This window comes from Corynebacterium callunae (assembly GCF_046592015.1).
In the GTDB taxonomy this organism is placed as follows: Bacteria; Actinomycetota; Actinomycetes; order Mycobacteriales; family Mycobacteriaceae; genus Corynebacterium; species Corynebacterium callunae_A.
In genome coordinates, this window is record NZ_JAWVOB010000015.1 from 1 (window position 1) to 11,603 (window position 11,603).

Consider the following 11,603-nt stretch of genomic DNA (forward strand, 5'->3'; position numbering starts at 1 on the left):
TTCATAGTAGTTCAGAACGGGGTCGTCGGCCACGACCACCCCGAAACTCTTTATGCCCGCAAAGACCTTGCCTTTTATTTAGGCACTGTTGGGCGATTTAGGGAGGCAATCGCCTTATTTGACGCTCTTCTTAGTGATCAAATTCGAGTATATGGAAAAAACCATCCGAGTACTCAAAATGTCCTAATCAATTTCGTTTACTGCCTTGATAGGGTTGGGTTATTTGAGCAGGTGATCACCCATCTTGAAGCTCTTCTAGCTGTTCAGACCCAGAGCCTCGGCTACGATCATCCCAACACCCGAGCAATTCGTGACAAACTTGAATTATTGCGTAGACAAACAGGAGTTTCAACTGATTAAGAAGGTAATGAAGGAGGCCTTTGAGAGTCGGATTCTGGTGCCTGGGGCTAGATTCATTGCTTATAGTTCACCTTCATATTGTGAAACTAAGGTATTAAACCACCTATTCCTAAAACAATATTCCGACTGATTGTTGGCTTTGTTGATGCGTAGGCAAAGACCGAAGGCAAGACTTGGTTTTATTAGAATTTCTTCGACCATGTGAGATGGGTGTTTTCTAAGAATTGAAGGAACATTGTTAATTCTGATGTCGTGTATTTGTGGTGTTCAAGTATGGGGGGGCATACCAAGGCGCCCATGGAAATTCAGTTGTTAAGCTTCTAAAGCCCCAAACACACCCAAACCATCAAGCCCGAACACCTCATTTCTGCATACCTGCATAAAATAATGTATGAATAATTTGCATGATCATGCATAAGGTGTATGGTGAACATATGACGATCAAGGTAGCAATTGCCGGAGCCAGTGGATATGCAGGCGGAGAAATCCTGCGCCTACTGCTCAACCACCCAGCATATCTAGCAGGGGAGCTTGAAATCGGAGCTCTCACCGCAAGCTCCACCGTGGGCACTACCCTCGGTGAGCTCATGTCACACCTACCGCAATTAGCCGATCGCGTTATTGAAGAAACCACACCAGAAGTTCTTTCTGGGCATGATGTCGTTTTCCTCGGTTTGCCCCATGGCTTCTCCGCAGAAATCGCGCTGCAACTAGGTCCCGATGTTACCGTCATTGACTGCGCTGCGGATTTTCGTTTGCAAAATGCCGCTGACTGGGAGCGTTATTATGGCTCCGAGCACCAAGGAACCTGGCCTTATGGAATCCCAGAGATGCCCGGCCACCGTGAGCAACTCAAAGGCTCAAAGAGGGTAGCGGTCCCTGGTTGTTTCCCAACTGGCGCCACGCTGGCACTCCTGCCGGCAGTTCAAGCTGGGCTTATTGAGCCAAATGTTTCCGTAGTCTCCATCACCGGTGTTTCTGGCGCAGGCAAGAAGGCCAATGTTGCCATGCTCGGCGCAGAGACCATGGGTTCCCTAAAGGCCTATAACGTGGCTGGTAAACACCGCCACACCCCAGAAATCGCTCAAAACCTTGCTGAGGTCACCTCGGAAAAAGTAACTGTGAGCTTTACTCCAGTGCTGGCTCCTTTGCCTCGTGGCATTCTCACCACCGCCACTGCACCCCTTAAAGGTGAGGTCACTGCGGAACAGGCCCGCAAGGTTTATGAAGACTTCTATGCACAAGAAGCCTTTGTGCACCTGCTAGCTCCGGGAGTACAGCCTCAAACCCAGTCCGTGGTGGGCTCAAATATGTGCCATGTTCAGGTGGAAATTGATGCAGATTCCGGCAAGCTGCTGGTTACCTCTGCAATTGACAACCTCACCAAGGGCACCGCAGGCGCAGCCATCCAGTGCATGAACCTTTCGGTAGGTTATGCAGAAACAGCTGGTTTGCCTCAAGCCGGCGTCGCACCTTAATAAGCGTCGCACCTTAATAAACAAAGAATTCTTAAAGGAGAAAAAGATGGCTGAAAAAGGCATCACCGCACCAAAGGGGTTTGTTGCATCTGCAACCACCGCTGGAATTAAGCCTTCCGGCAACCCTGATATGGCACTGGTTGTCAACCAAGGCCCAGAATTTACCGCAGCGGCCGTATTTACCCGCAACCGCGTTTTTGCTGCACCGGTGAAGGTCAGCCGCGAAAATGTTGCCGATGGCACTCTCAAGGCAGTGCTTTATAACGCTGGCAATGCCAACGCTTGTAATGGCCTCCAGGGTGAAAAGGATGCTCGCGAGTCCGTGGCAAACCTGGCAGCAGGCCTGGGAATTTCAGCGGAGGAAGTTGGAGTGTGCTCCACTGGCCTTATCGGTGAGCTTTTGCCCATGGATAAGATCAACGCCGGCATTAACCAGCTGGTCGCTCCAGGTGCCCTCGGCGATAATGGCGCAGCCGCAGCCAAGGCCATTATGACCACCGATACCGTGGACAAAGAGACCGTAGTTTTTGCAGATGGTTGGACCGTCGGCGCCATGGGCAAGGGTGTGGGCATGATGGCTCCATCACTGGCAACCATGCTGGTCTGCTTGACCACCGATGCTTCCATTACTCCAGAGATGGCTAAAATCGCGCTGGCCAAGGCAACCGCGGTTACCTTTGACACCCTCGATATTGATGGCTCCACCTCCACCAATGACACTGTCTTCCTGCTTGCCTCCGGTGCCAGCGGAATCACCCCAGCACAAGATGATCTCAACGATGCCGTTTATGCAGCATGTTCTGATCTAGCAGAGAAAATGCAGGCCGACGCTGAGGGTGTGACCAAGCGCGTATCGGTCACCGTCACCGGCACCACCGATGATGTGCAGGCCATTAACGCTGCTCGTACCGTTGCCCGCGACAACCTCTTTAAGTGTGCCATGTTTGGCTCTGATCCCAACTGGGGTCGCGTGCTGGCAGCAGTGGGCATGGCAGATGCTGATATGGAGCCGGAGAAGATCTCCGTATTCTTCAATGATCAAGCAGTATGCCTTGATTCAACCGGTGCTCCTGGAGCCCGCGAGGTTGATCTTTCCGGCGCGGACATTGCCGTACGCATTGATCTGGGAACCGGCGGCGAAGGCCAAGCAACGGTGCGCACCACCGACCTCAGCTACTCCTATGTGGAGATTAACTCCGCATACAGCACCTAAAAACCACCCACACAGGCCCACAAGACGCCGCAAGGCGCCTGCACACATTCGGTAGGCGCAGAAGCTGGGGCGCGTCGAAAAGCACAGGGGATTTAAAGAATGAATGACTTGATCAAAGATTTAGGCTCGGAAGCTAGGGCAAATGTGCTGGCTGAGGCGCTGCCATGGCTGCAGCATTTCCGCGACAAAATTGTGGTGGTCAAATACGGCGGAAACGCCATGGTCGATGATGAACTCAAGGCCGCTTTTGCCGCTGACATGGTGTTTTTGCGCACCGTGGGCGCCAAGCCGGTGGTAGTTCACGGCGGCGGCCCGCAGATTTCTGAGATGCTTAATCGCGTTGGCCTCCAAGGTGAATTTAAGGGTGGCTTTAGGGTCACCACACCTGAGGTCATGGATATTGTTCGCATGGTGCTCTTTGGTCAGGTCGGCCGCGATCTGGTCGGGCTCATCAACTCCCATGGGCCTTATGCGGTGGGCACCTCCGGTGAGGATGCAGGCCTGTTTACCGCAAAGAAACGCCTGGTCAATATCGATGGGGTAGCAACTGATATCGGCCTGGTGGGTGACATCGTCAACGTGGATGCATCCCCGCTTATGGACCTGATTGAGGCTGGCCGCATTCCAGTGGTGTCCACCATCGCCCCAGGTGAGGATGGGCAAATCTACAACATCAATGCCGATACCGCAGCAGGTGCGTTGGCCGCAGCAATTGGTGCTGAGCGACTATTGGTTCTCACCAACGTCGAAGGCCTATACACCGATTGGCCTGATAAGAATTCCCTGGTGTCCAAGATCAAGGCCACTGAGTTGGAAAATCTACTTCCAGGACTTGATTCCGGCATGATTCCGAAGATGGAATCCTGCCTCAACGCAGTGCGTGGGGGAGTAAGTGCCGCCCACGTTATTGACGGCCGCATCGCGCACTCGGTGCTGCTCGAGCTGCTGACCATGGGCGGAATTGGCACCATGGTGCTACCCGATGTTTATGACCGTGACAACTACCCGCAGGGCACGGTTTTTAGAAAAGATGACAAGGATGGAGAAAATTAATATGAAAAACCTCACAGTGGTGGATGATACGCTCCAGTCCTGGCCTCAGGTCATCCTCAATAGCTACGGCACCCCGCCGGTCGAACTGGTCTCCGGCAAGGGCGCGACCGTCTCCGATAACGAGGGCAATGTCTACATTGACCTGCTCGCAGGCATCGCCGTCAACGTTCTCGGCCACGCGCACCCAGCCATCGTCGAGGCTGTGAGCAGCCAAATCAGCCAGCTTGGACATGTGTCCAACCTCTTTGCATCCCGGCCTGTGGTCGAGGTTGCGGCCGAGCTCATTGAGCGTTTTTCGCTTAACGACGCGACCCTCGCCGCGTCCACCCGCGTTTTCTTCTGTAATTCGGGCGCCGAAGCAAACGAGGCTGCTTTCAAGATTGCACGCTTGACTGGCAAGAGCCGTGTCCTGGCCGCCGTCGACGGCTTCCACGGCCGCACCATGGGTGCGCTGGCTCTGACCGGCCAGCCAGATAAGCGCGCACCTTTTAACCCCATGGTCCAAGGCGTGGAATTTTATCCCTTCGGTGACCTCGACTACCTGCAGAAACTGGTAGCCACCAACCCAAGTGATGTAGCTGCCATCATCTTGGAGCCAATTCAGGGTGAAACCGGCGTTATCCCAGCACCAGAGGGATTCCTCAGCGGCGTGCGTGAACTCTGCACCGCCAATGGCATTTTGATGATTGTGGATGAGGTCCAGACCGGCATCGGCCGTACCGGCGATTTCTTCGCGCACCAGCACGAGGGCATTATTCCGGACGTGGTCACCATGGCTAAGGGGCTCGGCGGCGGACTGCCAATCGGTGCCTGCCTGGCAACCGGTGCAGCTGCGGAATTGATGAGCCCCGGCAAGCACGGCACCACCTTCGGCGGCAATCCTGTTGCCTGCGCTGCAGCACGTGCAGTGCTGTCAGTTGTAGATGCTGATTTCCTGGCTGCTGTTAACCAGAAGGGTGCTCACTTCACCGAGGCACTGCTCAAGCTGGGCGGTGTGACCGAGGTCCGCGGCCGTGGCCTTATGCTCGGCGTGGTCCTGGAAAAGCCTGTGGCCAAGGCAGCAGTTGCAGAAGGCCTCAAGCACGGTGTCATTCTTAATGCACCAGCCGAGAACATCATCCGAATCACCCCACCATTGGTTATCTCCGATGATGAAATCACCGATGCAGTCAAGGCCATTGCCGATACCCTCGCAGCCTTGTCCTAAATTTTAAGGAGCATTTTTAGCATGACTAATACCCCTTTAGTACGTCACTTCTTGGCAGATGATGATCTCAGCCCTGCCGAGCAGGCCGAGGTCTTGGAGCTGGCCGCAGCCCTGAAGAAGGCACCTTTTTCCGAGCGCCCATTGGAGGGCCCAAAATCTGTAGCAGTGCTATTTGATAAGACCTCCACCCGTACCCGCTTCTCCTTTGACGCTGGTATCGCGCAGCTCGGCGGCCACGCCATTGTGGTTGATTCCGGTAGCTCCCAAATGGGCAAGGGCGAAACCCTACAGGACACCGCAGCTGTGCTCTCCCGCTATGTGGAAGCGATTGTGTGGCGCACCTATGCACACTCCAATTTCCACGCCATGGCAGAAACTTCCACCGTGCCTTTGGTTAACTCTCTTTCCGATGACCTGCACCCGTGCCAGATCCTGGCTGACCTGCAGACTATTATTGAGAACCTGGCACCAGAGGAGGGACCTGCAGGCCTAAAGGGCAAGAAGGCCGTTTACCTGGGAGATGGCGATAACAATATGGCCAATTCCTACATGATTGGCTTCGCCACCGCTGGTATGCATATTTCCATCATCGCGCCTGAGGGCTTCCAGCCTAAGGCCGAGTTTGTCACCCGCGCCCAAAACCGCGCGGCGCAAACCGGTGCCACCGTGGTTGTCACCGATAGCCTCGACGAGGTTGCCGGTGCCGATGTTGTGATCACCGATACCTGGGTGTCCATGGGCATGGAAAATGACGGCATCGACCGCACCACTCCTTTTGTGCCTTATCAGGTTAATGATGAGGTCATGGCTCGCGCCAAGGACGATGCCATCTTCCTGCACTGCCTGCCTGCTTACCGTGGCAAGGAAGTTGCGGCCTCGGTTATTGATGGCCCAGCATCGCGCGTTTTTGATGAGGCGGAAAACCGTCTCCATGCCCAAAAGGCGCTGTTGGTGTGGCTGCTTGCCCACCAGCGAGCATAGGAGGGGCAGAAGTGAGTACCGAAGAAACCACCGAGCACACCATCTCACCGGCGACGCGCACAGCGCGTCAAGCGCTGATTGTGCAAATCCTCGACCGCCAAAAGGTCACCAGTCAGGTACAGCTCTCAGAGCTGCTTCTCGACGAGGGGATAGACATCACTCAAGCGACGTTGTCCCGTGACTTGGATGAACTTGGTGCTCGCAAAGTCCGTCCCGACGGCGGCCGCGCCTTCTATGCCATCGGACCGGTGGACAGCATCGCCCGTGAGGATCTGCGCGGGCCTTCTGAAAAGCTGCGCCGCATGCTTGATGAGCTGCTGGTTTCCACCGACTACTCAGGAAATATTGCCATGCTGCGTACTCCACCCGGAGCTGCACAGTACCTGGCCAGCTTTATCGATAGGGTAGGGCTGAAGGAAGTGGTGGGTACCATCGCCGGCGATGACACCGTCTTTGTCTTGGCCAGGGATCCCCTGACTGGTAAAGAACTAGGCGAATTGCTGGGGAGACGTTCAACTCAGTCCAAACAGGAAGGTAAGGTATAGCACGACTGTGTCAGTGCTGTACTTTGCTGCGGGTACTGGTTTCTTAAAAACCACTTTAGTGCCAGAAGAAAAAGTATGTACCGCCGTTAGCCCCACAAGCCAACGGCACAATTCTTAAAACTAATAAGGAGCTTTAAACACATGACTAATCGCGTCGTACTTGCGTACTCCGGCGGCCTCGACACCACCGTTGCCATCCCTTACCTCAAGAAGATGATCGAGGGCGAAGTTATCGCAGTGTCCCTCGACCTCGGCCAGGGTGGCGAGAACATGGAAAACGTTCGTCAGCGTGCATTGGACGCCGGCGCCGTTGAGTCCATCGTGATTGATGCCAAGGATGAGTTCGCAGAACAGTACTGCCTGCCAACCATCAAGGCAAACGGTATGTACATGAAGCAGTACCCACTGGTTTCTGCAATCTCCCGTCCACTGATCGTTAAGCACCTCGTTGAGGCTGGCAAGCAGTTCAACGGCACCCACGTTGCTCACGGCTGCACCGGCAAGGGCAATGACCAGGTACGCTTTGAGGTCGGCTTCATGAACACCGACCCTAACCTGCAGATCATCGCACCTGCTCGTGACTTCGCTTGGACCCGCGACAAGGCAATTGCCTTCGCTGAGGAAAACGGTGTGCCAATTGAGCAGTCCGTAAAGTCCCCATTCTCCATCGACCAGAACGTCTGGGGCCGCGCAATTGAGACCGGTTACCTCGAGGACCTGTGGAACGCTCCTACCAAGGACATCTACGCATACACCGAGGACCCAGCACTGGGCAACGCACCAGATGAGGTCATCATCTCCTTCGAAGGCGGCAAGCCAGTTGCTATCGACGGTCGCCCAGTCACCGTGCTGCAGGCTATCGAAGAGCTCAACCGTCGTGCAGGCGCCCAGGGCGTTGGCCGCCTCGACATGGTTGAGGACCGCCTCGTTGGCATCAAGTCCCGCGAAATCTACGAAGCACCAGGTGCTATCACCCTGATCAAGGCACACGAGGCTTTGGAAGATGTCACCCTGGAGCGCGAGCTTGCTCGTTACAAACGCGGCATCGACGCTCGTTGGTCCGAAGAGGTTTATGACGGCCTATGGTTCGCTCCTTTGAAGCGCTCCCTCGACGCCTTCATCGAGTCCACCCAGGAGCACGTCACCGGCGATATCCGCCTGGTTCTGCACGCAGGTTCCATCACCATCAATGGTCGTCGTTCCAACCACTCCCTCTACGACTTCAACCTGGCTACCTACGACACCGGCGACACCTTCGACCAGACCCTGGCTAAGGGCTTCGTCCAGCTCCACGGTCTGTCCTCCAAGATCGCCAACAAGCGCGACCGCGAGGCTGGCGCTAACTAAGCCCAATTGGGCTCCCAACACGATTTTTAAGAAGATTTTCAAGAAGAAAGTAGAAGGATCAAGGCGTGGAAAAACACGGAACCAATGAAGGTGCCCTGTGGGGAGGTCGCTTCTCAGGTGGCCCCTCTGAGGCCATGTTTGCACTGAGTGTGTCAACCCATTTTGACTGGGTGCTCGCTCCCTATGACGTGCTGGCCTCAAAGGCCCACGCCAAGGTCCTCCACCAGGCCCAACTGCTTTCCGATGAAGACCTCAAAACCATGCTCGAGGGCTTGGACCAGCTCGGAAAAGACGTAGCTGACGGCTCCTTCGGTCCCTTGCCCTCCGATGAGGATGTGCACGGAGCCATGGAACGCGGCCTCATCGACCGCGTCGGATCCGAGGTCGGTGGTCGCCTGCGCGCTGGCCGTTCCCGCAACGACCAGGTGGCAACGCTTTTCCGCATGTGGGTGCGCGACGCTGTGCGTGGCATCGCCCTCGGCGTTACTGAGCTTGTCGACGCCCTAACCGCTCAGGCAAAGGCGCACCCTGCTGCCATCATGCCTGGCAAAACCCACTTCCAAGCGGCTCAGCCAGTACTGCTGGCACACCAGCTCCTGGCTCATGCACAGCCTTTGCTGCGCGATATTGAGCGCATTAAGGATCTGGACAAGCGCCTGGCTGTATCTCCTTATGGCTCCGGTGCATTGGCAGGATCTTCTTTGCACCTCAATCCTGAGGCAATTGCGGAGGAACTCGGTTTTGATTCTGCAGCCGATAACTCCATCGACGCCACCAGCTCCCGCGACTTTGCTTCTGAAACTGCCTTTGTGCTGGCTCAGATCGCTGTTGATATGTCCCGCCTGGCGGAGGAGATCATCGCGTGGTGTACCCCAGAATTCAACTACATCACCTTGTCTGACTCCTGGTCCACCGGAAGCTCCATCATGCCGCAGAAGAAGAACCCTGACGTGGCAGAACTTACCCGCGGTAAGACCGGCCGTTTGATCGGTAACCTAGCTGGACTCATGGCCACCCTGAAGGGACAGCCTTTGGCTTATAACCGTGACCTGCAGGAAGATAAGGAACCAATCGTTGATTCTGTAGCACAGCTCAACCTGCTGCTGCCTGCGATGACCGGTTTGGTTTCCACCCTGACCTTCAATACCGAGCGTATGCGCGAGCTGGCTCCATCTGGCTTCACCCTGGCTACCGATTTGGCGGAGTGGATGGTGCGCCAAGGTGTTCCTTTCCGTGAGGCTCATGAGGCATCCGGTGCGTGCGTGCGTATTGCTGAAGATAGGGGAGTAGACCTGATCGACCTCACCGATGAGGAGTTCGCCAGCGTTGATTCCCGCCTCACCCCAGCGGTTCGCGAGGTGCTCACCATTGATGGTGCTGTTGCTTCTCGTTCCACCCGCGGTGGCACCGCAGGTGTCCGAGTTGCGGAGCAACTTGGTCGCGTCGAAGCCGCAAGCGCGGTAGGTGCGCAATGGGCACGTGAGGGCGTGCGTCGATAAGCGTTAAAAGCTTTTAAAATCCCGTTCCTTTAAGGTTCGGGATTTTTCCATGCCTCAATGCGCCACAATTTTTGGGGGCAAGTAGGATAAGCCATATGAGTCTTGATCCGAAGCTTCTAGAAGTCCTGGCCTGCCCCAAGGATAAGGGTCCACTGCGATATCTGGAGAGCGAACAGCTCCTGGTGAATGAGCGACTCGGCCTGGCCTATCGCATCGACGCCGGCATTCCTGTTTTGCTTATCGACGAAGCGACCCCGTGGACCCCAGCTAACTAGATTTTGATCAAGGAAAATTTTCAACAATGACCAATATTATTGACGAGCTCTCCTGGCGCGGACTGATCAACCAGTCCACCGATTTGGATGCACTGCGTGAAGAAACCGCAGAGTCCATCACCCTTTACTGCGGTTTTGACCCCACCGGCCCATCCCTGCACGCAGGACACCTGGTTCCTTTGCTGATGCTGCGCCGTTTCCAAAAGGCTGGCCACAATCCTATCGTTTTGGCTGGTGGCGCCACTGGAATGATTGGTGATCCTCGTGATGTAGGCGAGCGCACCATGAACTCTGAAGATACCGTTGCCGATTGGGCAAAGCGTATCTCCAGCCAGCTCAGCCGCTTTGTGGATTTTGAGGGCGAGCACGCTGCACGCCTGGTGAACAATGCTGAGTGGACCAATGAGATGTCCGTAGTGTCCTTCCTGCGTGATGTGGGAAAGCACTTCTCCCTCAACACCATGCTTGCTCGCGATACCGTGAAACGTCGTTTGGAAAGCGATGGCATTTCCTACACCGAGTTTTCCTACATGTTGTTGCAGGCAAATGACTACGTAGAGCTGAACAAGCGTTTTAACTGCACCTTGCAGGTTGGTGGCGGTGACCAGTGGGGCAATATCGTCTCCGGCGTTGACCTCAACCGTCGTGTCAACGGTAAGTCCGTGCATGCGATCACCGTTCCACTGGTGACCGACTCCGAGGGCAAGAAGTTCGGTAAGTCCACCGGTGGCGGAAGCTTGTGGCTCGATCCCGAGATGACCAGCCCATACGCTTGGTACCAGTACTTTATTAACGCAGCCGATGCTGACGTTATCCGTTACCTGCGTTGGTTCACCTTCCTGACCCAAGAAGAATTAGCCGAGCTTGAGGTTGAAGTTGCTGAGCGTCCAAATATGCGTGAGGCACAGCGCCGTTTGGCTCGCGAAATGACCAACTTGGTTCATGGTGAAGAGGCAACTGCTGCTGTTGAGCTGGCTGCGCAGGCGCTATTCGGCCGCGCTGATCTGCGTGACCTGGATGAGAACACTCTGGCAGCATCTGTTTCCGAGACCGAGGTTGCAGAAATCAAAGCCGGCGAGCCTCGCACCATTATTGATCTTTTGGTTGCCAGTGGCCTGGTTGATTCCAAGGGTGCAGCAAAGCGCGCAGTGAAGGAAGGTGGCGCATACGTTAATAACGAGCGCATCACCTCTGATGACTGGGAGCCAGCAGCCGAGGATCTGCTTCATGGTTCTTGGTTGGTTCTGCGTAAGGGTAAGAAGAACTTTGCTGGCGTTAAGGTTGTTGGCTAGTTCTTTAGGACTGTTTGCTGCTTGAGTTGCGGCTAGTTGTGGTTTGGTCGGGATGGGGTTTCTTTTAGAAACTGCATCCCGGTTTTTACTTTTTCGCGTTGACCTGCAGATTTGTACGTTGGTGGGGGAGTGTGTAAATTAATTCAGGTCGCCGAGACAGTGCAGCGCTTCAAATAAGAGGTTGCTAACTCATCAAGGTAAAGACAAGATTAAATTGAAGTTGACTTTAAATTTAAAGTGAACTACAGTAAATCCACAGCTGCTCAGCACAAAATCAACCTAAAGATTGATCTTGTGAGAGTGTGTGTATGTTGTTTGAGAACTCAATAGTGTGCCATTTATTTTATTATGTT

At 54.8% G+C, this 11,603-nt stretch carries 11 protein-coding genes; all 11 read left to right on the forward strand.

Going from position 1 to position 11,603, the window contains the following annotated elements; genetic code table 11:
- A partial coding sequence (locus SFC07_RS12955) for a tetratricopeptide repeat protein (RefSeq protein WP_411208731.1) occupies positions 1 to 360 on the forward strand: 360 nt, incomplete at its 5' end.
- 434 nt (positions 361 to 794) lie between these two features.
- Complete coding sequence (gene argC, locus SFC07_RS12960; RefSeq protein ID WP_411208740.1) at positions 795 to 1,838, forward strand: N-acetyl-gamma-glutamyl-phosphate reductase; 1,044 nt, start codon at positions 795 to 797, stop codon at positions 1,836 to 1,838.
- 46 nt (positions 1,839 to 1,884) lie between these two features.
- Entirely contained in the window at positions 1,885 to 3,051 is a 1,167-nt protein-coding gene (gene argJ, locus SFC07_RS12965) for a bifunctional glutamate N-acetyltransferase/amino-acid acetyltransferase ArgJ (RefSeq protein WP_411208732.1), read from the forward strand.
- Between the two features lie 99 nt (positions 3,052 to 3,150).
- A complete protein-coding gene (gene argB / locus SFC07_RS12970; RefSeq protein WP_411208733.1) occupies positions 3,151 to 4,104 on the forward strand; it encodes an acetylglutamate kinase in 954 nt (317 codons plus the stop codon).
- Between the two features lies 1 nt (position 4,105).
- Complete coding sequence (locus SFC07_RS12975) at positions 4,106 to 5,311, forward strand: acetylornithine transaminase (protein ID WP_411208734.1); 1,206 nt, start codon at positions 4,106 to 4,108, stop codon at positions 5,309 to 5,311.
- 21 nt (positions 5,312 to 5,332) lie between these two features.
- Positions 5,333 to 6,292, forward strand: coding sequence for an ornithine carbamoyltransferase (gene argF / locus SFC07_RS12980; protein WP_411208735.1), 960 nt, complete (start codon positions 5,333 to 5,335; stop codon positions 6,290 to 6,292).
- Between the two features lie 11 nt (positions 6,293 to 6,303).
- A complete protein-coding gene (locus tag SFC07_RS12985) occupies positions 6,304 to 6,837 on the forward strand; it encodes an arginine repressor (RefSeq protein WP_411208736.1) in 534 nt (177 codons plus the stop codon).
- A 141-nt stretch (positions 6,838 to 6,978) separates the two neighbouring features.
- Positions 6,979 to 8,184, forward strand: coding sequence for an argininosuccinate synthase (locus tag SFC07_RS12990; protein ID WP_411208737.1), 1,206 nt, complete (start codon positions 6,979 to 6,981; stop codon positions 8,182 to 8,184).
- Between the two features lie 65 nt (positions 8,185 to 8,249).
- A complete protein-coding gene (gene argH, locus SFC07_RS12995; protein WP_411208738.1) occupies positions 8,250 to 9,683 on the forward strand; it encodes an argininosuccinate lyase in 1,434 nt (477 codons plus the stop codon).
- Between the two features lie 95 nt (positions 9,684 to 9,778).
- On the forward strand, positions 9,779 to 9,958 hold the full coding sequence (locus SFC07_RS13000) for a Trm112 family protein (protein ID WP_015651171.1): 180 nt from the start codon (positions 9,779 to 9,781) through the stop codon (positions 9,956 to 9,958).
- A 26-nt stretch (positions 9,959 to 9,984) separates the two neighbouring features.
- A complete protein-coding gene (gene tyrS, locus SFC07_RS13005) occupies positions 9,985 to 11,250 on the forward strand; it encodes a tyrosine--tRNA ligase (RefSeq protein ID WP_411208739.1) in 1,266 nt (421 codons plus the stop codon).
- The last annotated feature ends 353 nt before the right edge of the window (positions 11,251 to 11,603 follow it).

Excerpts from the sequence above, each read along its gene's own strand:
- SFC07_RS12990 (WP_411208737.1), top strand. The coding sequence starts at position 6,979 with ATGACTAATCGCGTCGTACTTGCGTACTCCGGCGGCCTCGACACCACC.
- SFC07_RS12975 (WP_411208734.1), top strand. The coding sequence starts at position 4,106 with ATGAAAAACCTCACAGTGGTGGATGATACGCTCCAGTCCTGGCCTCAG.
- argJ (WP_411208732.1), top strand. The coding sequence starts at position 1,885 with ATGGCTGAAAAAGGCATCACCGCACCAAAGGGGTTTGTTGCATCTGCA.
- argB (WP_411208733.1), top strand. The coding sequence starts at position 3,151 with ATGAATGACTTGATCAAAGATTTAGGCTCGGAAGCTAGGGCAAATGTG.
- SFC07_RS13000 (WP_015651171.1), top strand. The coding sequence starts at position 9,779 with ATGAGTCTTGATCCGAAGCTTCTAGAAGTCCTGGCCTGCCCCAAGGAT.
- argC (WP_411208740.1), top strand. The coding sequence starts at position 795 with ATGACGATCAAGGTAGCAATTGCCGGAGCCAGTGGATATGCAGGCGGA.
- tyrS (WP_411208739.1), top strand. The coding sequence starts at position 9,985 with ATGACCAATATTATTGACGAGCTCTCCTGGCGCGGACTGATCAACCAG.
- argF (WP_411208735.1), top strand. The coding sequence starts at position 5,333 with ATGACTAATACCCCTTTAGTACGTCACTTCTTGGCAGATGATGATCTC.